At 59.5% G+C, this 20,658-nt stretch carries 21 protein-coding genes and 1 tRNA gene; 16 read left to right on the forward strand and 6 right to left on the reverse strand.

Annotation, left to right across the window (positions count from 1 at the left end):
• Window positions 1-551 precede the first annotated feature (551 nt).
• From rpoE to ACTJK9_RS14020, 4 genes are all read left to right on the forward strand, one after another.
• Window positions 552-1,133 (forward strand): RNA polymerase sigma factor RpoE, encoded by a 582-nt coding sequence (rpoE, locus tag ACTJK9_RS14005; RefSeq protein ID WP_003172477.1) that lies wholly within the window; start codon window positions 552-554, stop codon window positions 1,131-1,133.
• Between the two features lie 31 nt (window positions 1,134-1,164).
• A complete protein-coding gene (locus ACTJK9_RS14010; RefSeq protein ID WP_039772679.1) occupies window positions 1,165-1,752 on the forward strand; it encodes a sigma-E factor negative regulatory protein in 588 nt (195 codons plus the stop codon).
• Window positions 1,753-1,760: 8 nt separating this feature from the next.
• A complete protein-coding gene (locus ACTJK9_RS14015; protein WP_011332904.1) occupies window positions 1,761-2,723 on the forward strand; it encodes a MucB/RseB C-terminal domain-containing protein in 963 nt (320 codons plus the stop codon).
• Between the two features lie 284 nt (window positions 2,724-3,007).
• The gene (locus tag ACTJK9_RS14020; RefSeq protein WP_236189711.1) at window positions 3,008-4,378 is read left to right on the forward strand and encodes a DegQ family serine endoprotease; all 1,371 of its coding nucleotides are present in this window, start codon (window positions 3,008-3,010) and stop codon (window positions 4,376-4,378) included.
• Between the two features lie 78 nt (window positions 4,379-4,456).
• Here the strand turns inward: ACTJK9_RS14020 and ACTJK9_RS14025 are convergent, their stop codons facing one another.
• Entirely contained in the window at window positions 4,457-5,890 is a 1,434-nt protein-coding gene (locus ACTJK9_RS14025; protein WP_085611612.1) for a M48 family metalloprotease, read from the reverse strand.
• Between the two features lie 97 nt (window positions 5,891-5,987).
• Between ACTJK9_RS14025 and ACTJK9_RS14030 the strand changes: the two genes are divergently transcribed.
• A complete protein-coding gene (locus ACTJK9_RS14030; protein ID WP_007958011.1) occupies window positions 5,988-6,227 on the forward strand; it encodes a sulfurtransferase TusA family protein in 240 nt (79 codons plus the stop codon).
• Between the two features lie 32 nt (window positions 6,228-6,259).
• Complete coding sequence (locus ACTJK9_RS14035) at window positions 6,260-7,330, forward strand: AI-2E family transporter (RefSeq protein ID WP_039772670.1); 1,071 nt, start codon at window positions 6,260-6,262, stop codon at window positions 7,328-7,330.
• Window positions 7,331-7,427: 97 nt separating this feature from the next.
• On the opposite strand, the gene ACTJK9_RS14040 is transcribed toward ACTJK9_RS14035, so the two are convergent.
• Window positions 7,428-7,901, reverse strand: coding sequence for a peroxiredoxin (locus tag ACTJK9_RS14040; RefSeq protein WP_064594118.1), 474 nt, complete (start codon window positions 7,899-7,901; stop codon window positions 7,428-7,430).
• A 10-nt stretch (window positions 7,902-7,911) separates the two neighbouring features.
• Window positions 7,912-8,472 carry a glycine cleavage system protein R gene (locus tag ACTJK9_RS14045; protein WP_007958014.1) on the reverse strand — a complete coding sequence of 187 codons (561 nt, stop codon included), beginning with the start codon at window positions 8,470-8,472 and terminating at the stop codon, window positions 7,912-7,914.
• A gap of 314 nt (window positions 8,473-8,786) precedes the next feature.
• On the opposite strand from ACTJK9_RS14045, the gene dapA reads away from it, so the two are divergent.
• The 5 genes from dapA (at window position 8,787) to ACTJK9_RS14070 (ending at window position 12,480) form a co-directional block, all read left to right on the forward strand.
• Window positions 8,787-9,665 carry a 4-hydroxy-tetrahydrodipicolinate synthase gene (dapA, locus tag ACTJK9_RS14050; protein ID WP_007958015.1) on the forward strand — a complete coding sequence of 293 codons (879 nt, stop codon included), beginning with the start codon at window positions 8,787-8,789 and terminating at the stop codon, window positions 9,663-9,665.
• Window positions 9,666-9,682: 17 nt separating this feature from the next.
• Window positions 9,683-10,798: an outer membrane protein assembly factor BamC gene (gene bamC, locus ACTJK9_RS14055; protein WP_440814432.1), complete on the forward strand. Its 1,116-nt coding sequence runs from the start codon at window positions 9,683-9,685 to the stop codon at window positions 10,796-10,798.
• 4 nt (window positions 10,799-10,802) lie between these two features.
• On the forward strand, window positions 10,803-11,564 hold the full coding sequence (locus tag ACTJK9_RS14060) for an MBL fold metallo-hydrolase (RefSeq protein WP_011332911.1): 762 nt from the start codon (window positions 10,803-10,805) through the stop codon (window positions 11,562-11,564).
• 28 nt (window positions 11,565-11,592) lie between these two features.
• On the forward strand, window positions 11,593-12,306 hold the full coding sequence (gene purC, locus ACTJK9_RS14065; protein WP_007958019.1) for a phosphoribosylaminoimidazolesuccinocarboxamide synthase: 714 nt from the start codon (window positions 11,593-11,595) through the stop codon (window positions 12,304-12,306).
• An 84-nt stretch (window positions 12,307-12,390) separates the two neighbouring features.
• A tRNA-Ser gene (locus tag ACTJK9_RS14070) sits at window positions 12,391-12,480 on the forward strand.
• Window positions 12,481-12,554: 74 nt separating this feature from the next.
• On the opposite strand, the gene ACTJK9_RS14075 is transcribed toward ACTJK9_RS14070, so the two are convergent.
• Window positions 12,555-13,451 (reverse strand): DUF2950 domain-containing protein, encoded by an 897-nt coding sequence (locus tag ACTJK9_RS14075; RefSeq protein ID WP_440814435.1) that lies wholly within the window; start codon window positions 13,449-13,451, stop codon window positions 12,555-12,557.
• The gene (locus ACTJK9_RS14080) at window positions 13,448-14,848 is read right to left on the reverse strand and encodes a DUF3300 domain-containing protein (RefSeq protein ID WP_440814438.1); all 1,401 of its coding nucleotides are present in this window, start codon (window positions 14,846-14,848) and stop codon (window positions 13,448-13,450) included. Before ACTJK9_RS14080 ends, ACTJK9_RS14075 begins: the two co-directional genes overlap by 4 nt.
• Window positions 14,849-15,105: 257 nt before the next feature.
• Between ACTJK9_RS14080 and ppk2 the strand changes: the two genes are divergently transcribed.
• On the forward strand, window positions 15,106-15,930 hold the full coding sequence (gene ppk2 / locus ACTJK9_RS14085) for a polyphosphate kinase 2 (RefSeq protein WP_221398919.1): 825 nt from the start codon (window positions 15,106-15,108) through the stop codon (window positions 15,928-15,930).
• A 61-nt stretch (window positions 15,931-15,991) separates the two neighbouring features.
• Here ppk2 and ACTJK9_RS14090 read toward each other — a convergent pair whose 3' ends face one another.
• Entirely contained in the window at window positions 15,992-16,183 is a 192-nt protein-coding gene (locus ACTJK9_RS14090; protein WP_039772660.1) for a YegP family protein, read from the reverse strand.
• 275 nt (window positions 16,184-16,458) lie between these two features.
• Here ACTJK9_RS14090 and ACTJK9_RS14095 point away from each other — a divergent pair, with 275 nt between their 5' ends.
• The 4 genes from ACTJK9_RS14095 to ACTJK9_RS14110 are packed head-to-tail and all read left to right on the forward strand — an operon-like array spanning window position 16,459 to window position 20,617.
• The gene (locus ACTJK9_RS14095; RefSeq protein WP_440814441.1) at window positions 16,459-17,427 is read left to right on the forward strand and encodes a glycosyltransferase family 2 protein; all 969 of its coding nucleotides are present in this window, start codon (window positions 16,459-16,461) and stop codon (window positions 17,425-17,427) included.
• 3 nt (window positions 17,428-17,430) lie between these two features.
• Window positions 17,431-18,141 (forward strand): class I SAM-dependent methyltransferase, encoded by a 711-nt coding sequence (locus ACTJK9_RS14100; protein ID WP_440814444.1) that lies wholly within the window; start codon window positions 17,431-17,433, stop codon window positions 18,139-18,141.
• Complete coding sequence (locus ACTJK9_RS14105) at window positions 18,138-18,524, forward strand: GtrA family protein (RefSeq protein ID WP_064594141.1); 387 nt, start codon at window positions 18,138-18,140, stop codon at window positions 18,522-18,524. The genes ACTJK9_RS14100 and ACTJK9_RS14105 overlap by 4 nt, the downstream gene beginning before the upstream one ends.
• Window positions 18,521-20,617, forward strand: coding sequence for a DUF6311 domain-containing protein (locus ACTJK9_RS14110; protein ID WP_440814447.1), 2,097 nt, complete (start codon window positions 18,521-18,523; stop codon window positions 20,615-20,617). Before ACTJK9_RS14105 ends, ACTJK9_RS14110 begins: the two co-directional genes overlap by 4 nt.
• Window positions 20,618-20,658: the final 41 nt, after the last annotated feature.

Below are 20,658 nucleotides of genomic sequence, written 5' to 3' on the forward strand. Positions count from 1 at the left end.
TCCGCTCAAAGCGACCCGGGTCGGGGTTGGCGCAGGACAGGCGAATGGGCGAGTCGAGACAGCCACACAGCCCACTAGTATATAGAGGGGTTGGGCGGCACAATAGCCGGGCCGATATGGCATTGTGAAACTACCGTGACGGAAATATACGGACGCTTTGTCGGGAAGTTTTCTTCACCGGTTTTGGGGAAAAGCGACTGTATCGCAGATGAAACACGCTTTTTCCGCTCACGGTTGCACAATGTCGGCGCGGCACGTCTATAAATATTTGGAACTTTTGCCAGAGGCTCAAGATCAATAGACAGTTGCCCGAAACAAGGGACAGTGTCGGCTTCAATGCGGAACCTGCGATTGGGTTCTTGCCGGCGAGCCGATGACAAGATTATTCGCGCAGCCGGTTCATCCCGCGCTGCGTTTTTCGTGCGTGCCAAATCAGAGCCCGCAGGAAACTTGCTTGGAGGGGGAGAACTTTTGCGAAAAGCCCGAGTCTATGTTTGCAAGTCCGGTCGTTTGGTCATGCAAGCCTCCTTCGAGTTTATCGAGGAGTGTTCATGCTAACCCAGGAAGAGGATCAGCAGCTGGTCGAACGCGTTCAGCGTGGCGACAAGCGAGCTTTCGATCTGCTGGTGCTGAAGTATCAGCACAAAATTCTCGGGTTGATCGTGCGTTTTGTGCACGACACCCATGAAGCCCAGGACGTCGCACAAGAAGCCTTTATCAAGGCGTATCGAGCGCTTGGAAATTTCCGCGGCGACAGTGCGTTTTATACGTGGCTGTACCGCATCGCCATTAACACGGCGAAGAACTATCTGGTTTCACGCGGCCGCCGGCCGCCGGATAGCGATGTAAGTTCCGAAGATGCAGAGTTCTATGACGGCGATCACGGCCTGAAAGATCTCGAGTCTCCTGAACGGGCATTACTGCGGGATGAGATCGAAGGCACCGTCCATCGAACCATTCAGCAACTGCCGGAGGATTTGCGCACAGCGTTAACTTTGCGCGAATTTGATGGTCTGAGTTACGAGGACATCGCGAGCGTCATGCAATGTCCGGTTGGTACCGTGCGCTCCCGGATTTTCCGCGCCCGGGAGGCCATCGATAAAGCCCTGCAGCCGTTGTTGCAGGAAAACTAAAGACAGCGGCGACAGCCAAGAGAGGAACGCCATGAGTCGTGAAGCCCTGCAGGAATCGCTGTCCGCAGTGATGGATAACGAAGCGGACGAACTGGAACTGCGTCGAGTGCTCAATGCACTGGACGATGTTGAAACCCGTGAAACCTGGGCTCGTTACCAGATCGCTCGGGCAGCCATGCACAAGGATCTGTTGCTTCCACGTCTGGATCTCGCTGCGGCGGTTTCTGCTGCACTGGAAGATGAAGCCACCCCGGCCAAAGTGTCTCGTGGCCCATGGCGCAGCCTCGGTCGTCTGGCCGTAGCCGCTTCGGTGACTGTTGCCGTTCTGGCGGGTGTTCGCCTGTACAACCAGGACGAAATCGCCGGCGTCGAACTCGCTCAGCAATCCAATCAGCCAGTGTTGGCCACACCTCAGGTGAAAGGCCCGGCGGTATTGGCAGGCTATAGTGAGAGTTCGGAAGCTACTGGCCCAATGGCCAATGGTGTATTGCAAGGTCAGCCAGGCTGGCACGATCAGCGTCTGCCAGGTTACCTGCGTCAACACGCTCAACAGGCTGCCTTGAAAGGCACCGAGAGCGCGCTGCCTTATGCACGTGCAGCAAGCCTGGAAAACCGTTAAGGGGGATCATGCGCGCCATACCTCTACTTTCGCTTCTGCTCAGCGGCTGGTTCATCGTTCCAGCCCACGCCGACGAGGCTCAGGACTGGTTGACCCGCCTGGGCCAGGCCGAGCAGCAGCAAAGCTTTCACGGCACATTCGTTTACGAGCGTAACGGTAGTTTTTCTACCCACAACATCTGGCATCGCGTCCAGAATGGCCAGGTCCGCGAGCGTTTGCTTCAGCTCGATGGTTCGGCTCAGGAAGTCGTGCGCATTGATGGACATACTCAATGCGTCAGCGGCACCCTGATTGCGGGTCTGGGAGATTCTCCCAATTCCGCCGCTCGGCCTCTCGATCCTCAAAAGCTGAAGAACTGGTATGAGCTTGCCGTCATTGGCAAGTCGCGTGTGGCCGGGCGTGAAGCGGTGATCGTATCGCTGACGCCACGGGATCAGCACCGCTACGGTTTCGAACTGCATCTGGACAAGGAAACGGGGCTGCCGCTCAAGTCGCTGCTGTTGAACGACAAGGGGCAGTTACTCGAGAGATTCCAGTTCACGCGACTGGATACCTCTGAAATTCCATCCGACAAAGACCTGCAAGCCAACTCCGATTGCAAGACAGTCACCCTCGACAGCGACAAGGCTTCTGCGGTCAAGACCGCACAGGTCTGGCGTTCCGACTGGCTGCCTCCTGGCTTCGAGCTCACCAGCAGCTCCTCGCACAAAGATCCGGAAACCAAGACCCAGGTCAACAGCCTGATGTATGACGATGGTCTTGCCCGCTTCTCCGTGTTTCTCGAGCCGCTGAACGGCGCAACCGTCACCGATACCCGGACTCAGTTGGGCCCGACCGTTGCCGTATCCCGCCGTTTGACTACGCCTCAAGGCGAAATGATGGTTACGGTAGTTGGCGAGATTCCAATCGGGACCGCCGAACGGATTGCCCTGTCGATGCGCAATGATGGCGCTGCAACCAGCAAGCAGTGAGCTGATTCCAGCTATCTCCACTTCGTCTTCGAGACGTGAAATGTTTGCTGAGCATTTTCATTTGCAAAACAGCCAAAAATTTTTTATAGGTCAGAGCCTCTCGGCTCTGGCCTTGTTTGTTGTTCCCGGAACAAAAATGCCGGCCTGTGGTTTCCGGTGTTCCTTGCTCCATATCGCTTAACCCTGCTCGTCGTAACGGGAGCTGTATGTCGATACCAAGCTTGAAGTCTTATCTCTCCATTTTCGCCACGGTGCTGGTGCTCGGTCAGGCTGTTCCTGCAGCCATGGCGGCTGAAGCGGTCAGCCCGGCCAGCCTGCCTGATTTCACCCAACTGGTCGAACAGGCCTCGCCTGCGGTGGTGAATATCAGTACCACGCAAAAGCTGCCGGATCGCAAAGTGAACCAGCAGATGCCTGACCTTGAAGGCTTGCCACCGATGCTGCGCGAGTTCTTCGAGCGCGGCATGCCGCCGCAACAGCGTTCTCCGCGTGGTGATCGCCAGCGTGAAGCGCAATCGTTGGGTTCGGGCTTCATCATTTCGCCGGATGGCTACATTCTGACCAACAACCACGTGATCGCCGATGCCGACGAAATCCTCGTGCGTCTGGCTGATCGCAGTGAAATGAAGGCCAAACTGATCGGCACCGACCCACGTTCCGACGTCGCGCTGCTGAAAATCGAAGGCAAGGATCTGCCAGTGCTGAAGCTTGGCAAATCTCAGGATCTGAAAGCCGGCCAGTGGGTCGTGGCAATCGGTTCGCCATTCGGCTTTGACCACACCGTGACCCAAGGCATTGTCAGCGCCGTCGGCCGCAGCCTGCCGAACGAAAACTATGTGCCATTCATCCAGACCGACGTGCCGATCAACCCGGGCAACTCCGGTGGCCCGCTGTTCAACCTGAACGGTGAAGTGGTCGGGATCAACTCGCAGATCTACACCCGTTCCGGTGGCTTCATGGGCGTGTCGTTCGCCATTCCGATCGACGTGGCCATGGACGTTTCCAACCAGCTGAAAAGCGGTGGCAAGGTCAGTCGTGGCTGGTTGGGCGTCGTCATCCAGGAAGTGAACAAGGATCTGGCCGAGTCGTTCGGTCTGGACAAACCGGCCGGTGCGCTGGTTGCACAGATTCAGGATGACGGCCCGGCTGCCAAGGGCGGCCTGCAAGTGGGTGACGTAATCCTGAGCATGAACGGTCAACCGATCGTCATGTCCGCTGACCTGCCACATCTGGTGGGTGCGTTGAAGGCCGGCGCCAAAGCCAATCTCGAAGTGATTCGTGACGGCAAACGCAAGAATGTCGAGCTGACTGTCGGCGCCATCCCGGACGAAGACAAGGAGCTGGATGCGCTGCCCAAATCCGGTGCCGAGACCAACAGCAATCGCCTGGGTGTATCGGTCGCCGAACTGACCGCCGAGCAGAAGAAAACCTACGACCTGAAAGGTGGTGTGGTAATCAAGGAGGTGCAGGACGGTCCTGCGGCCCTGATCGGTCTGCAACCGGGCGACATCATCACGCACCTGAACAACCAAGCCATTGGCTCTTCGAAGGAGTTCGCCGAGATCGCCAAGGCGCTGCCGAAAAACCGTTCGGTGTCGATGCGCGTTCTGCGTCAGGGTCGTGCCAGCTTCATCACCTTCAAACTGGCTGAATGATCCAGTTATCTAAGAAGTAAAAAAAACCGCCTCGAAAGAGGCGGTTTTTTTGTGTCCGGAATTTGTCTCGGCGCGGGCTTAACCCATCATGTCCTTCACCATGCGCTCCTGCTCCATCAGTTCGCGCTGGCGGGCATCGATGCGTGAGGACAGCGGGAAGTTGCTGCCGGCCTTGCGCTTGGCGAAGTCCAATTGCTGGATCGCCTGGCGGTAATCGCCGACCAGCGCGAAATACTCCGCACGGGCCTGATGCAGGCCAATGATGTTGCCGGACAGCCCGCGAGTTTCTGCGACCTGATACCAGACGTCCGGATCGTCCGGACGCGATTTCAACAAGCCCTCCAGCGCTTTCTCTGCATCGGCGGTACGGTTTTGTTTCAGCAGCAGATCGACGCGTACCTGGTTCAGCGGGTAGTTGCCTGGGTACTGACCGAGCATCCGGTCAACCCGGGACTGGGCATCGGCCAGCTTGTTGTTGGTGATGTCCAGATCGACCTGCGCCAGGTTGTAGATGATCTCGTTCGGTGATTTGGCCAGCAGTTGCTTGAGATTCTCTCGGGCTTCATTCAACTGACCGCCCTTGATCTGGGCGATCGCCAATCCGTAACGGGCCACATCGTTGTTCGGATTATCGTCCAGTTGCGCGCGAAAGCGCTTGGCGCCGAGCCCCGGCGTTTCTTCGTAGGTCAACTGCACCCGCGCGCGGATCAGTTGATAGCGCTTGCTGTCTTCGATACCGCCGGGTTTTGCCTGCTCGGCGCGGTTGCGGGTGTCGGCGATCCGCGATTCGGTGACCGGGTGAGTCAGCAGGAATTCCGGCGGTTTGGCATCAAAGCGATACTGGCGCATCAAACGCTCGAACATGGTCGGCATCGAGCGCGGATCGTAGCCGGCCTTTTCCAGGTTGAGGATGCCGATGCGGTCGGCTTCCTGCTCGTTCTGACGCGAGAAACGCCGTTGTTCCTGGATCGCCGCGGCTTGGGTACCGGCTATTGCTGCAATGCCGGCGTCACCGGCGCCGGCAGCGGCGATCACGATACCGGCCAGCAGCGCCGCCATCATTGGCACCTGCATCCGCTGCGAGGCCTCGACGCCACGGGCGAAGTGGCGCTGGGACAAGTGAGCCAGTTCGTGGGCCAGTACCGAGGCATATTCGCCCTCGGTCTGGGCATTGAGGAACAAGCCGCCATTGACCCCGACAATTCCGCCCGGTGCCGCAAAGGCGTTCAGCTGCGGGCTGTTGATCAGGATGAATTCCAGGCGTCGGTCATTGACCTGGCTGGTTTCCACCAGCTTATAGACGCTGGACTCGACGTAGTCCTTGAGTTGTGGATCGTTGAGCTGCGAAACCTGGCTGCGCAGCAATGCCAGCCAGGCGCGACCCAGTTGATATTCCTGTTGTGGCGAGACGATGGCAGAGCTGGCGTCACCGAGTGACGGCAGGTCGTCGGCGAAGCCCGGTGAGGCGAGCAGGCAAGCGAGCGTCAGCAGGGTAGGGCGCAGAAATGTCATGCACAAAGCCTTAATCGACAAAGACCTTACTGTAGCCGGACACCGGGCCTGCGACCAGATATTCTAGGCAGCCTGACCACCTGATCCGGAGTGACGCATGACCGACGCTGTAGCCCATGACTGTGAACTGGACGCCAGTGGCCTGAATTGTCCGTTGCCGTTGCTCAAGGCCAAAATGGAGCTGAACAAGCTGCCCAGTGGCGCAGTACTCAAGGTGATTGCCACGGATGCTGGCTCGCAACGCGACTTTCGCACCTTTGCCAAATTGGCCGGTCATACGCTGCTGCGTGAAGAGGACGAGGCGGGTGTCTACCGTTACTGGCTGAAAAAAGCCTGAAACCGACCGCGTAAATGACCTAAGGAAAATTGATGTTCAAAGTGTTGCGCGACTGGATTCAGCGCTACTTCTCCGATGAAGAAGCCGTGGTGCTGGCGGTGCTGCTGTTTCTCGCCTTCACCGCGGTACTGACGCTTGGCGGAATGCTCGCGCCGGTGCTGGCCGGGATGGTGCTGGCGTATCTGATGCAGGGGCTGGTGCTCACGCTTGAACGTCTGCGCGTGCCCGGTGGGGCGGCGGTCGGTCTGGTGTTTGCACTGTTCATGGGCGTGCTGATGGTGTTCATCGTCGTGGTGCTGCCGCTGCTCTGGCATCAGTTGATCACGCTGTTCAATGAATTGCCGGGGATGCTCGCCAAGTGGCAATCGCTGCTGTTGTTGCTGCCCGAGCGCTATCCGCATCTGGTCTCCGATGAGCAGGTGCTGCAAGCGATCGAAGCGGCGCGAGGCGAGATCGGCAAGTTCGGCCAGTGGGCGTTGACGTTCTCGCTGTCGAGCCTGCCGCTGCTGGTGAACATCATGATCTATTTGGTGCTGGTGCCGATCCTGGTGTTCTTCTTCCTCAAGGACCGGGCGATGATCGGCGAGTGGGTGCGCGGCTATTTGCCACGAGAGCGGGCACTGATCACTCGGGTCGCCGAGGAAATGAACCGGCAGATCGCCAACTACATTCGCGGCAAGGTCATCGAGATCGTGATTTGTGGCGGCGTGACCTACATCGCCTTCGTCGCCCTCGGATTGAACTACGCAGCACTGTTGGCGTTACTGGTGGGCGTGTCGGTGGTGGTGCCGTATGTCGGCGCCGTGGTGGTGACCGTGCCGGTGCTGCTGATTGCGCTGTTCCAGTGGGGCTGGAGCGATCAGTTCATCTATTTGATGGCGGTCTACGGGATCATCCAGACCCTGGACGGCAACGTGCTGGTGCCGTTGCTGTTTTCCGAGGCGGTCAACCTGCACCCGGTGGCAATCATCTGCGCGGTGCTGTTGTTCGGCGGGTTGTGGGGATTCTGGGGCGTGTTCTTCGCGATTCCGCTGGCGACGTTGTTCAAGGCTGTGCTTGATGCCTGGCCGCGCAAGGAGCCGGTGGTGGCGCCACTGCTCTAGAAAGCGGATTATTCGTTGAGTCTTATGGCCCCGTCGCGNGGTCAACTGTGGCAGCGGGCTTGCTCGCGAAGGCGTCAGTGAAGTCGACGCAGAAATATCAGGCCTTGTTCAGCGCCTGAGCAGCAGCCAGCACTGCATCCACATGTCCTGGCACTTTCACGCCGCGCCATTCCTGACGCAGTACGCCGTTCTTGTCGATCAGGAACGTGCTGCGATCAACGCCCAGGTATTCCTTGCCGTAGAGTTTTTTCAGCTTGATCACGTCGAACAGTTGGCAGACGGCCTCGTCCTTGTCGCTGATCAGCTCGAACGGAAACTCCTGCTTGCACTTGAAGTTCTCGTGGGACTTCAGGCTGTCGCGGGAAATGCCGAAGATTTCCGTGTTGGCAGCCTTGAATGCTGCGTATTGATCACGAAAGCCCTGGCCTTCGGTGGTGCAGCCCGGGGTGCTGTCCTTCGGATAGAAGTAGATCACCACTTGCTTGCCCTTGAGGGCCGACAGGCTGACAGTCTGCCCGCTGGTGGCAGGTGCTTCGAAATCCGTAACCGGTTGGTCGATGACAACGGCCATGAAAGCTTCCTTACATTGGGTTCTGTGGGCGCCACGGTTCGATCAGTGCATCCAGGTTCATGGCGTCGGCGAAATCCAGGAACTGGTCCCGCAGCCAACTGATCTGGGTGCCGGCCGGCAGGGTCACGGTGAACGTGGCGTTGAGCATGGTGCCGCCGGTCTGCGGTGCCTGATAGGTATCGCAGGTCAGGTTTTCCAGCTCGACGTTGTGATCCATGAAGAACTGGCACAGCTCGTTGATGATGTCCGGACGGTACGCCGAAGACACGTAAGCCACGTACGGCAGGGCTTGCGGACGATTTTCCAGGGCGGCGCTGCGCACCACATTGACGGTGAACGCATGACGCTTGGCCAGCACTGGCAGGCTGCCTTCCAGGCGGGCCAGGGCGTCCCAGCTGCCGGAGACTTCGAGCACCAGCGCGCTGCACTCGCCGTGACGGGTCAGGCGCGAGGTGACGACCGCGCAGCGGTTTTCATGGCTGGCGCGGCACAGGACGTTGGTCAGCTCCATGGGATTGGCGCCGAGGGCACTGATGACAAGGAATTGTTCGCGAACTGTGGGGGTGGACATGCAGCATTCCTAAAGCGATGAGCGGTCGGTAGGGAGAGGGCGTTGATTGCCGGGGCAATGCCTGTCCGGAAGACCCGATTCGTGTGGCGCTACGGCTCCGTGAACAAGCAAGCGTACGGCAACGACACTGGAACGGTGCCTTGGGAGGCCGAAACGGGAGACTGGAACCCGGCGTACAAGCTGATCAGTACCGATCAAAGTCTGAAGGGTAGCGAAAAGCGGCGCCAAGGGGAATGGCGGCACAGTACTTCGCTTGTGCAAGCATCTTGGCGCCAGTACCATTACCGCTCTCTTTTTCCGGCAGGAGCGGTTTCATGATTGCGGGCAGTATGGTGGCACTGGTCACACCCATGGATGCACAAGGGCGTCTTGACTGGGACAGCCTCAGCAAACTCGTGGACTTCCATCTCAAGAACGGCACCCATGCCATTGTCGCGGTCGGCACCACCGGCGAGTCGGCAACCCTTGATGTAGAAGAACACATCGCCGTCATCAAAGCCGTGGTCAAACAGGTTGCCGGTCGCATTCCGGTGATCGCCGGTACCGGCGCCAACTCGACCCGCGAAGCGGTCGAGCTGACCCGCAATGCCAAAGAAGCCGGTGCCGATGCCTGCCTGTTGGTCGTTCCGTACTACAACAAGCCGACCCAGGAAGGCCTGTACCAGCACTTCAAGCACATCGCCGAAGCGGTCGACATCCCACAGATTCTCTACAACGTTCCTGGCCGCACCTCCTGCGACATGCAGGCCGAGACCGTGATCCGCCTGTCCACCGTGCCGAACATCATCGGCATCAAGGAAGCGACCGGCGACCTGAAGCGCGCCAAGGCGATCATCGACGGTGTGAGCAAGGACTTCATCGTGCTGTCCGGCGATGATCCGACCGCCGTCGAGCTGATCCTGCTGGGCGGCAAGGGCAACATCTCCGTCACCGCCAACGTCGCCCCGCGCGAAATGGCCGACCTGTGTGAGGCCGCGCTCAAGGGCGACGCCGAGACCGCACGGGCCATCAACGAAAAACTGATGCCGCTGCACAAGGACCTGTTCATCGAAGCCAACCCGATTCCGGTGAAGTGGGCTTTGGTCGAAATGGGCCTGATGCACCAAGGCATCCGCCTGCCGCTGACCTGGCTGAGCGCTCCTTGTCATGAAACGCTGCGCTCGGCCCTGCGCCAGTGCAACGTCCTGGTTTAATTGAGGAAGTACAACGCATGAAGCGAATGGCCGGACTTTCCGCACTTGCCTTGATTATCTCCAGCACCAGTGGCTGCGGATGGGTCTGGGGCCCGGAAGGTTATTTCCGTGACCGTGGTAGCGATTACCTGGAAGCGCAACAGACTGCACCGATGCAACTGCCACCAGACGTCAGCACCTCCAAGCGCCTGGAACCGCTGCTGCCGATCCCGCGCAACGTGGCCGACGACACCGCCAAGGGTGAATACATCGTTCCGCGCCCTCAACCACTGTCGACCGTGGCCGACGCCAGCGACTACTCGCTGCAGAAGAGCGGTGATTCGCGTTGGGTCATGGCCCAGCACCCACCGGCCGAAGTCTGGCCAGTGGCGGTGCAGTACTTCCAGGACAACGGTTTCCGTCTGGATGAACAGCGACCGCAAACCGGCGAATTCACCACCACCTGGCAGCATTCCGACGAACTGTCCGCCGCCATGGCCAAGCGCCTGAGCGCCGCCGGCGTCAGCACCGACAGCGAAACCCGCGTGCGGGTGCGCATTGAGCCGGGCGTGCAGCGCAACACCAGTGAAGTCTATGTGGTCAGCGCCGAGCGTCCTGCCGGCAGCACCGCCAATGTCGATTTCACCAACCGTTCGGTCAACACCGGCCTCGACGCCGCGCTGGTCGACGACATGCTCGCGAGCATGAGCCGTACCTCCGAGAAGGGTGGTTCGGTGTCGATGCTGGCTTCGCGTGATTTCGATACCCCGAGCCGTGTCAGCCTGAGCGAAGACGGCAGCGGCAACCCGGTACTGAACGTCGGTACGGACCTGGATCGTGCCTGGTCGAGCGTCGGTCGTGCGCTGGAGCAGGGCGAATGGCGCGTTGAAGACATCAACCGCAGCCTGGGTCTCTACTACATCAACTTGTCCGAGAAGGCCGAGAAGAAAGACGAGAAGCCTGGTTTCTTCAGCAGCCTGTTCGGCAGCGCGCCGACCAAGGAAGAAGTTGAAGCCCGCGCCGAGCGTTATCAGGTTCGCCTGAGCAAGGTCGGCGAGAACGTTCAGGTGACCGTCGAGAAAAACATCAACACCGTTGCGCCGGCCGATGTGGCCCGCAAAGTGTTGAGCGTGATTCAGGACAACCTGGGCTGATCCAATGCGTTTTGCCGTTCTCGGCAGCGGTAGCCAAGGGAACGGCACGCTGATCGCCAGTGCTGATACGTATGTGCTGGTGGATTGTGGTTTTTCCCTGCGGGAAACCGAAAAACGCCTGTTGCGCTTGGGTGTGAACCCGGCGCAACTGAGCGCGATACTCGTAACCCACGAACATGCCGACCACGTGCATGGCGTGGGTTTGCTGTCTCGGCGCTACAATCTGCCTGTCTACCTCAGTCGCGGCACACTGCGCGGGATGCGCAAACCGATTGAACCTGCCGGTTTCGTGACCGGTGGCGAGCAGTTGCAGATCGGTGCTCTGAACATCGGGGTCATTGCCGTGGCCCATGATGCACAGGAACCGACCCAGTACGTATTCAGCGATCAAGAGCAGCGGCGCTTCGGCCTGCTGACCGACCTGGGTTCATACTGCGAGCGGGTGCTGGACGGCTATCGGGATCTCGATGCGTTGATGATCGAGTCCAACCATTGTCGCGACATGTTGGCCCGTGGTCATTACCCGTACTTTCTCAAGCAGCGGGTCGGCGGCGAGCTAGGACATTTGAACAACCATCAGGCGGCATTCCTGGTGGCCGAGTTGGGCTGGCAAGGCCTGCAACACCTGGTCCTGGCCCATCTGAGCAGCAAGAACAACCTGCCGCAGCTGGCCCGGCAATGTTTTGTCGACACCCTCGGGTGCGACCCGGACTGGCTGCAACTGGCCGATCAAGATTCAGGGCTCGACTGGCGCCACATCGCCTAGCCCATCTACTTAGCAAGCGGAGCCCATCATGGAAAAACGTGAAGAACTCTACCGCGGCAAAGCCAAATCGGTTTACAAGACCGACGACGCTGACCGCTTGATCCTGCTGTTTCGCAACGACACTTCGGCGTTCGACGGCAAGCGCATCGAGCAGCTCGACCGCAAAGGCATGGTGAACAACAAGTTCAACGCCTTCATCATGCAGAAACTCGAAGCGGCCGGCATTCCGACCCAATTCGACAAACTGCTGGCCGACAACGAAGTGCTGGTGAAAAAACTCGACATGATCCCGGTCGAGTGCGTCGTGCGTAACTACGCCGCCGGTAGCCTGGTCAAGCGTCTGGGCGTCGAGGAGGGCATGAAGCTCAACCCGTACACCTTCGAACTGTTCCTGAAGGACGACGCCAAGGGCGACCCGTTCATCAACGAATCCCACGTCGTGGCGTTCGGTTGGGGCACCGCCGAGCAACTGGCGCGCATGAAAGAACTGTCGCTCAAGGTCAACGAAGTCCTGAGCAAACTGTTCGACGACGCAGGCCTCTTGCTGGTGGACTTCAAGCTTGAATTCGGCGTGTTCAGTGACGGCTCCATTGTCCTGGGTGACGAGTTCAGCCCGGACGGCTGCCGTCTGTGGGACAAGGACACCAAGAAGAAGATGGACAAGGACCGCTTCCGTCAGGGCCTCGGTGACGTCATCGAAGCCTACGAAGAAGTCGCCAACCGTCTGGGCGTACCGCTTTAATCGACGCAAGCATCTGATAGCACGGAAAAAATTTCGTCTGGGGGTTTCCCATTCAGCGAAAGTGTTGTTATGATGCGCGCCGTTGGAGAGATGCCAGAGTGGCCGAATGGGACGGATTCGAAATCCGTTGTACCTTCACCGGTACCTAGGGTTCGAATCCCTATCTCTCCGCCATACATAGAAAAGCCCCGTAGCTGAGAAGCTGCGGGGCTTTTTCGTTTCTGATCCGGCGCAATTCGACACCCCAACTACTTCTGCCCCAAATCCACCACCTCCCAACTATCATCCGGATCAAACCGCGTCATCGCCTTCGCCACCTTCTCCCCATCCGGCCCCAGATCCTTCTGAAAAACCTGGCCCTCATGGCTGATCATGAAGCTCATCACCCCGGTGTTGGCATACTTCGCTGGCCAGGCGATCAAGGCGAATCCGCGACTCATCTTGTCTCCAATCAGATAGCTGTAGGCGCCGCCCGGGGCTGACGGGCCTTGGGCGTCGAGGATGCGGAAGTGGTAGCCGTGCCAGTCTTCGTCGTTGATGGCCTGGCCGAAGGCGGGGCCGAGGGGGCTGATCTGGCCGCTGTCGTCTTCTGGCCAATAGAGGCCGTCGTGTTTGCCGGGGGTGCTGAAGATTTTCTGTGCGTATTCGAGGGCGCCGTCGCCGTCGCGGTCTTCCGAGGCGTAGTCCATTTGCGCGTCGTGGTAGGCCAGCGCCGATTGCACTGCCGCCAGTTCGTTACGACCGATGCGGCGGGCGCGGATTTCGACCTGGGCGGCTTTCATGTCGAAGCGCCAGCCGGTTTTGTCTTTGATGAGCGGAATGGGCAGCGTCCAGTGATCGGGCCCGACGGAGAGTACGGCCTTGTTGTCGCCGGTCTTTTCCAGGGTGTGCTGTTCGCGGTATTGCTGCAGGAAGGCATCGACATCACTGCGCTGCACGCCTTCGCGGGGAATGAAACTGTGCCATTCCTCGCCCAGCAGTTCGGTCAGGCGTTTTTGGTCGGCGTGTTGCGTGCCGAGGGCTTCGACGAAGGCGTCCGCGGCTTTTTCCGGGGTTGGAAATACCTGCTGGGCCGAGGCGAAGCTCGACAAAGCGAGGCCGGCCGCGAGGGTCAGGCAGTTTTTGACCAGAGAATGGATGTTCATCGACGGCCACCTCCTCTCTGACGCATGCCCCCACCGGATGGCCGGCTGATCTGATGTCCGGCGGCGCGGGAGGTATTGGGACGTTGCGCAGAAATCTGGCTGGCCCGGCCGCGATCGGCCTGGACTCGGGTCTGGGACGGAGAGCGCGCGCCGGCGAAAGCGTTGTTACGCGCACTGCCTGCTGCGGGTCGGGCTTGAGATGCACGGGTATCACGTTGATTGACGCCGGGCTGCCGCACCTCCCGCGTGTTGCCTTGAGCGCGATCGGCGGCTCTGGGCCTGTCCGCGCCGCCTTGCATGCGGTTGCCGACATTGGCAGATTGCGCTTCGCGGACTTGATTGCGGGCTTCGCGATTGCTGGTCGCGGGACGTTCGATACCGGCCCTGTCCATCGAACTGCGCGCCCGTTCCCGAGCCTGCGCCCGCTGCGCGTTGTCCCCGCGATAGGCATCACGCTGAGCCGCGCCATCCAGCTGCCGGCCATATTGCGTACGGCTGCGGTTGTCACGATAGGGCACGCCATCGCGATGCACGGTGTTGTGCTGCCACTTGTTCTGGTTGTTGGTGATCCGGTTGTTGGCGTTGATGTTGTTGTAACGGTTTACATCGATGTCGATATCGTTATTGCTCCAATCGCAGTCGCCCCACAACGACGCGACGACCGCCACGCCCGTACCGAAAGCCAATCCTGCCACCAGTGCCTGACCCGGGTAATAAGCGGGCGGCGGTGGGTAATACACCGGCGGCGAGGCCGGATAAGGCCAGGTGCCGTAAGTGGTCGTCGGGTTATAGGTCGGAACGTAGACCACCTGCGGATCGGCGGGCTGAATGATGATGGTCGTGTTGTCGGCCGGCTTGGTTGTCCCGGCAGAGATGGGCGGCGTTACGTTCTGCACCGTCACATTCTGATATTGATTGCTCTGCAGATTGCCCGCCGCCTGCGCCTGACGCCGCAAGCGCTGAACGCCGGCCATGAGTTCGTCAGGCTGGGCCAGGAAGGCATCCCCCAGACGCTGCACCCAGACCGGATCCTGCCCCAGTGTCGCCAATACCTGCGGAAACGCCACCAAGGCCTGCACGCTCGGGTCCCACGTCTGGCTGGCCACTTGCTTGACCGCGTCATCGCCCTTGGCATCCGGATGGGCCTTGGACCAGGTCACGGCTTCGGCGACTTCTCCCGGATAGGTGGCGGCCATCAGCACTTGAGCGAGCAGTGGATCGGGATACAGCGCAATCGACGCGAGCATCTGGTCGAGCTGCTCCGTGGTAAACACGGCATCTTTGGCCGGAACGGTAGCCGCCGCTTGGGCCTCAGGCGCATCCGCGGCCTGCACCAGGACCGGTGCAGCGCTCAAGGCGAGCATGAGCGACGCGGCACGCAAGAGCGAACTGTGCATGACCTCTTCCCCACATCCAGATGGCAGGTTTGCAACACGCGAGGCATCAACGGCCGACATCGGAAGCTGCGCCGTGATGGAGAATGGTTGGCGATTGGCGTTCCGTCAAAAACTGCACAGGCTTTTTCGCAATAAGCACGTTGCCTGAGCGTTACCGCCCGTTTGCTTGCGTTTTGCGATAAATGACTAAACTTTCCGGTTCCAGGTCATGCATTGCCGACGAGCCTGGCTGTCGTTCCAACCCGAGAGGTCTGGTCATGGCAAAGGGAAAGAAGAAAGGCTCGCCCCGAGAAAAACCTGACGAACATATAAAACTGTCGAACAAGGACTACCTTGCCGAGTTGCGCCGCCTGCATATCGAACTGGTGAAAATGCAGGAGTGGGTGAAGGCCGAAGGCATCAAGATCTGCATCATCTTCGAAGGCCGCGACGGTGCAGGCAAGGGCGGCACCATCAAGGCGCTGACCGAGCGGGTCAGCCCGCGAGTCTTTCGCGTCATCGCGTTGCCGGCCCCAACCGATCGCGAGAAGAGCCAGATGTACCTGCAGCGCTATCTGCCGCATTTGCCGGCGGCCGGCGAAGTGGTGATCTTCGATCGCAGTTGGTACAACCGCGCCGGCGTCGAGCGGGTGATGGGCTTTTGCACGGACAAACAGGTCGACAAGTTTCTCAAGACCGTGCCGCTGGTGGAGCGCGCAGTTGTCGGTTCGGGGGTGATCCTGCTCAAGTACTGGCTGAATGTCAGTCAGGAAGAACAGACCCGGCGCCTGGAGGCGCGCATTGTCGACGGTCGCAAGATCTGGAAGCTGTCGCCGATGGACCTCAAGTCCTACAGCCGCTGGTATGACTACTCCCGGGCGCGGGACGACATGATCGAAGCGACCGACACCGATTACGCTCCATGGCTGGTGGCCAACTCGAACGACAAACGTCGGGCGCGGCTCAATATCATCTCGGATCTGCTCAGTCGCATCCCCTACAAGGAGGTGCCGCGAGAGAAGGTGACCTTGCCCAAACGGCAGAAACCGGGCGGTTATAAAGAGTCGGATTATCCGTTCAGGCACATTCCCGAGAGGTTCTGAAACCGCATTCGTTCAGTCGCCGGAGCTGCCAATACAGGCAGCCCGGCGTCTTGGGTTTTCCTCAGATCTCCTTGACCGGTGTCTCACCCTTCACACCTTTGATCAACTCGATCACATGCAGACAATCCGCCTTGTTCACGTACGATTCGCCACTGGCGACCGTCTCGTGATTCCCCGCCCTTAATCTCCAGCGCCATTGGCCTTTACCGGTGCTCGGGGTGCCTTTGGATTGCCTGTAAATCTCGAAATACATTCAATTCGCTCCATGCGATGCGTTTGTGCGACAACCTGTCGCTTCGACGCAAGCCTAGCGGAGCGCGGTTTTTTGGCTATCGAGGATTTGTTTCCAATCGTTGGAGAATGTTTCCGTCAGGTGCGGGGCAGAGCGTCGGGATCGACCTTTGGATTGGCAGGTACGTCCTCGCGGCGCCCTTGCGTGACCTGGTTGGGTGCTGCTTAATACGGCGAGGCTCATGGCGTCGAATCCGTTTCGGCGACCCACCAACACTATAAGAAAAGAGCACTCCATTGACCCATCCGCACGGAACGCAACACGCGGGCCCGGTGACGCTGTCGCTGGTAGTGCCCGTATTCAATGAAGAGGACAGCCTCGACGGTTTTCTCCTGCGCATTCGGCAGGTTTTCGAGCAAGAGACGCTGGTCGAGCTGGAACTGGTGTTCGTCAATGACGGCAGTTCCGATACAACGCTGGAGCGCTTGCTGCACTGCCAGCAGAGCGACTCGCGCATCCGTATCGTCGATCTGAGCCGTAACTTCGGCAAGGAGGCGGCGCTTTCCGCCGGTCTGCAGCTCTGCACCGGGCAGATCGTGGTGCCGATCGATGTCGATTTGCAGGATCCGCCCGAGGTCATTTTGCAAATGATCGAGCGTTGGCGTGAAGGCTTCGAGGTGGTGCTCGGCCATCGCCTTAGCCGGCGCAACGACACTTGGGCCAAGCAAACTTCCGCCAGTTGGTTCTATCGCCTGCACAACAAAATTGCCGAACAGTCATTGCCGGAAAACGTCGGTGATTTCCGGCTGATGGATCGCTGCGTGGTCGACGCGCTGCTGACGCTGCCCGAATCCCGGCGCTTCATGAAAGGTCTGTTCGCCTGGGTCGGATTTCGCACCACCCAGGTCGAGTACGAACGCCCGGAGCGGGCGGTGGGGCAGAGCAAGTTCAATGGCTGGCGGCTGTGGAATTTCGCCCTGGAGGGCATCACCAGTTTCAGCACCGAACCGTTGCGGATCTGGACGTATCTGGGGGCGCTGGTCTCTCTGGTGTCGTTCGCCTTTGCGATGTTCATTGTGCTGCGCACGCTGATTCATGGCGTTGACTTGCCCGGTTACGCCTCGCTGATGGTGGCCGTGACGTTTCTCGGCGGTTTGCAGTTGATTGGCATCGGCGTGCTCGGCGAGTACCTGGGCCGCACTTATATCGAAGCGAAGCGCCGGCCGGTTTTCCTGGTGCGCCGCATCTACGAATCCAAGGACTGACAGATGGACCTCAAGGAAACCGACATCCTCGGCGACAGCATCGGCGAGCATTGGTATTACTGCTCCAAAGCGGCCGCCACCCGCCGCTTGCTGGGTGAAACGCCGATCAAACGAATTCTCGACGTCGGCGCCGGTTCAGGATTCTTCTCCCATCATTTGTTGAGCCACACGGCGGCGCGCGAAGCGTGGTGCGTGGACATCAGCTACCCGGCCGATTCGAGCGCCACCACCGCCGGTAAACCGGTGCATTACCGTCGCTCGATCGACAACGTCGACGCTGATCTGGTGTTGCTGATGGATGTGTTGGAGCACGTCGATGACGACCTCGGCCTGCTCAAGTCCTACGTCGATAAAGTGCCATCCGGCAGCCGCTTTTTGATGACCGTGCCAGCGTTCCAGTTCATGTGGAGCGGGCACGATGATTTCCTCGAACACAAGCGTCGCTACACCCTGAAGCAATTCGAGGCTCTGGCGGGTAACGCCGGATTGACGGTGGAGCGGGGCGCCTATTACTTCGGCGCGGTCTTCCCGATTGCGCTGGCGTCGCGCCTGATACCTGGCGGCATTCGAGGTTCGGCCCCGCGCTCGCAGCTGAAAAAACACCATCCGTTGGTCAATATGCTGCTGAAAACCCTGTGCAGTCTCGAGCTGCCGGTGATGGGTATCAACCGCCTCGCTGGTCTGAGTGTCTTCGTGCTGGCGCGCAAGCCGTGACACCCACCGAAAGATCCGCCTTGATTCAGCGCGGCTTGCGCTTTGCCGTGACCGGTCTGTTTGTCACCGCATTGCATGCGTTGGTGGCGGTGCTGTTCATCAATTTTGTCAGCCCCCTGCCTCCGTTGGCCAACGGTGTGGCTTTTATTGTGGCGACGTTGGTGTCCTACGTGATCAACACCACCTGGAGTTTTTCGGCCCGACTGCACGGTAAAACCCTGCTGCGTTTCATGCTGGTTTCGGCGGGCGGTTTCCTGTTGGCGATGTTCGTGGCCTGGGCGGCACAGATGGCCGGGCTGCACTATCTCGCCGGAATCGGTGCCGTGGCGCTGACGATTCCGGCATTCACCTTCGTACTGCATAACTTCTGGACGTATCGATGAAGGACTCACAGGAGCACCCGGCACTTTCCCTGTTGCCATTGTTTTTGGGTGCTCTGGTGTTTTTTCTGGTGGTCGGACCGCAAGCGCTGAACCCGCAGAACATTACCTGGCTGGAGCAGGGCGATCCGGCCACGCATTATCTGGGCTGGGCGTTTTTCCGACATTCGCCGTGGACTTTCCCGCTCGGGCTCAATCCGTCATATGGATTGGAACTGGGTAGCGCGATCATTTTTTCCGACTCCAATCCACTACTGGCGCTGTTGTTCAAACCATTCAGTGCCTGGTTGCCGGACACCTTTCAGTATTTCGGATTGTGGCTGCTGGCCTGCTGTGTCCTGCAGGCCTGGTTTGGCTGGAAACTGATGGGGCTGATGACGGCCAATCCCGTGATTCGACTACTGGGTGCCGGGCTGCTGGTGTTCTCGCCAGCGATGTTCTTGCGCATGGGCGGGCATCTTTCACTGGCCGGCCATTTCCTGATCCTGGCTGCGTTATACCTCGCGCTGCTGCCGAACCTGCGCCGACGGCGCTTGGCCTGGGGCACCTTGCTGGCGGTGACGGCATGGGTGCACGCCTATCTGCTGGCCATGGTTGCGCTGATCTGGGTGTTGGATCTGCTGGGCAAGACTTTCATTCATTCTTTGAGTCGGCGTCAGGGTTTGATCGAGGGCGGCATGCTTTTCGCCCTGGTGAGCATGTGTTGCTGGCAGGCCGGGTACTTCAGCATTGCCGATGGTGCGGCCTCGGGCGGTTTTGGTTTGTACCGGATGAATCTGCTGTCGCCCCTCGACCCGGCCGGCTGGTCATTGATCCTGCCCGACCTGCCGAAGGCTGACGGAGATTACGAAGGTTTCAACTACTTTGGCCTGGGCGTTCTGTTGCTGGTGCCGCCGGCTTTTTTGGCCTGGCTGCGCAACCGGCATTCCTTGAAGGATGAAGTACGTGCTCGTCCATGGCTGTTGCTGGTCATGCTCGGTTTATGGCTTTTCGCGCTGTCGAACCGAATAGGCATTGGGGCGTTGACGTTCGAGTATCCGCTGCCGGATGGCGTCATTGCCCTGGCCAGTATTTTTCGGGCCTCGGGGCGGATGTTCTGGCCGGTGTTGTATGCCTGCATCCTGACCATGATTTTTCTGGTGATACGCGGTTACCGGCCACGCATCGCCATCGCTCTGCTTGCCGTCGCGTTGTTGATCCAGGTTGCCGACACCCGCAGCGGATGGATGGCTATCAGGCAGGGGAAAATGCTCGCGCCGTCATCGGTCTGGAGTAGCCCGATGGTTGATTCCTTCTGGGCCAGTGCTGCTGCGCGTTACGCCAATGTGCGCAGCCTGATGCCGCAGAATCAGAGCGATCGCTGGCAGATGATCGCCGGTTTCGCAGCGACCCACGGGATGAAAACCGATGCGGTGTATCTGGGACGCATGAGCACTTCGGCGCTGACGCAAGCACAACAGAAAGCACGCGCGATGTTCGATTCGGGGCAGTACGACGCGGACTCCTTGTACGTTCTTGATGACGACGCTCTGGTCGATGCCGCATGGAGCATCAGCAGTGAAACCGATCTGTTGACGCGCGTGGACGGGGTAGCGTTACTGGCGCCTGGCTGGAAGCGCTGCAGGGAATGCCTGCAGATGCCTGATGAAGGGCAGCAGATATTGCTCACGCCGCTCACTCGTCCAGGGCAAACGCTCACCTTCAACTATCGCAACCGACAACTGACCGGCGGCTGGTCGAAGCCGGAAAGCTGGGGGACGTGGACGGAAGGACAACAGGCGAAAATCCAATTGAGAGTATCGCCACCGGCACGCTCGATCGTGATCGACGCATTGGCATTCATTCAGCCCGGGCACCCCGGCCAGCGGGTGATCGTCAGCCTGAATGGCCAACGGGTACTGGAGACCCGTTTGACGCAGTTTCAAGGCAACCGCCTGGAGATTCCGATCAGTGCCGCGCTCAACCAGCGCCTCGGGAGGGATGACCGGCTCGACATCGAATTGCAGCTGCCGGATGCCGTCAGCCCTCGGCAGCTGGGTATCAACGACGATTCGCGGATTATGGGCCTGGGGCTGAAGACGTTAACGGTGCAATGATGCAGCGTTTCGATGGACGCCGCCCCCACGGCCTTTCTACA

Origin of the sequence: Pseudomonas sp. 22082 (genome assembly GCF_052046055.1) — a bacterium.
Taxonomy (GTDB): Bacteria; Pseudomonadota; Gammaproteobacteria; order Pseudomonadales; family Pseudomonadaceae; genus Aquipseudomonas; species Aquipseudomonas pharyngis.

What these genes read in the sequence shown, in the direction of transcription:
- ACTJK9_RS14100 (WP_440814444.1), top strand. Translation starts at nt 17,431, where the DNA reads ATGGACCTCAAGGAAACCGACATCCTCGGCGACAGCATCGGCGAGCAT.
- ACTJK9_RS14025 (WP_085611612.1), bottom strand. Translation starts at nt 5,890, where the DNA reads ATGACATTTCTGCGCCCTACCCTGCTGACGCTCGCTTGCCTGCTCGCC.
- ACTJK9_RS14030 (WP_007958011.1), top strand. Translation starts at nt 5,988, where the DNA reads ATGACCGACGCTGTAGCCCATGACTGTGAACTGGACGCCAGTGGCCTG.
- ACTJK9_RS14035 (WP_039772670.1), top strand. Translation starts at nt 6,260, where the DNA reads ATGTTCAAAGTGTTGCGCGACTGGATTCAGCGCTACTTCTCCGATGAA.
- ACTJK9_RS14020 (WP_236189711.1), top strand. Translation starts at nt 3,008, where the DNA reads ATGGCGGCTGAAGCGGTCAGCCCGGCCAGCCTGCCTGATTTCACCCAA.
- ACTJK9_RS14040 (WP_064594118.1), bottom strand. Translation starts at nt 7,901, where the DNA reads ATGGCCGTTGTCATCGACCAACCGGTTACGGATTTCGAAGCACCTGCC.
- ACTJK9_RS14110 (WP_440814447.1), top strand. Translation starts at nt 18,521, where the DNA reads ATGAAGGACTCACAGGAGCACCCGGCACTTTCCCTGTTGCCATTGTTT.
- purC (WP_007958019.1), top strand. Translation starts at nt 11,593, where the DNA reads ATGGAAAAACGTGAAGAACTCTACCGCGGCAAAGCCAAATCGGTTTAC.
- ACTJK9_RS14015 (WP_011332904.1), top strand. Translation starts at nt 1,761, where the DNA reads ATGCGCGCCATACCTCTACTTTCGCTTCTGCTCAGCGGCTGGTTCATC.
- ACTJK9_RS14010 (WP_039772679.1), top strand. Translation starts at nt 1,165, where the DNA reads ATGAGTCGTGAAGCCCTGCAGGAATCGCTGTCCGCAGTGATGGATAAC.
- ACTJK9_RS14090 (WP_039772660.1), bottom strand. Translation starts at nt 16,183, where the DNA reads ATGTATTTCGAGATTTACAGGCAATCCAAAGGCACCCCGAGCACCGGT.
- bamC (WP_440814432.1), top strand. Translation starts at nt 9,683, where the DNA reads ATGAAGCGAATGGCCGGACTTTCCGCACTTGCCTTGATTATCTCCAGC.
- ppk2 (WP_221398919.1), top strand. Translation starts at nt 15,106, where the DNA reads ATGGCAAAGGGAAAGAAGAAAGGCTCGCCCCGAGAAAAACCTGACGAA.
- dapA (WP_007958015.1), top strand. Translation starts at nt 8,787, where the DNA reads ATGATTGCGGGCAGTATGGTGGCACTGGTCACACCCATGGATGCACAA.
- ACTJK9_RS14060 (WP_011332911.1), top strand. Translation starts at nt 10,803, where the DNA reads ATGCGTTTTGCCGTTCTCGGCAGCGGTAGCCAAGGGAACGGCACGCTG.
- ACTJK9_RS14045 (WP_007958014.1), bottom strand. Translation starts at nt 8,472, where the DNA reads ATGTCCACCCCCACAGTTCGCGAACAATTCCTTGTCATCAGTGCCCTC.
- rpoE (WP_003172477.1), top strand. Translation starts at nt 552, where the DNA reads ATGCTAACCCAGGAAGAGGATCAGCAGCTGGTCGAACGCGTTCAGCGT.
- ACTJK9_RS14075 (WP_440814435.1), bottom strand. Translation starts at nt 13,451, where the DNA reads ATGAACATCCATTCTCTGGTCAAAAACTGCCTGACCCTCGCGGCCGGC.
- ACTJK9_RS14080 (WP_440814438.1), bottom strand. Translation starts at nt 14,848, where the DNA reads ATGCACAGTTCGCTCTTGCGTGCCGCGTCGCTCATGCTCGCCTTGAGC.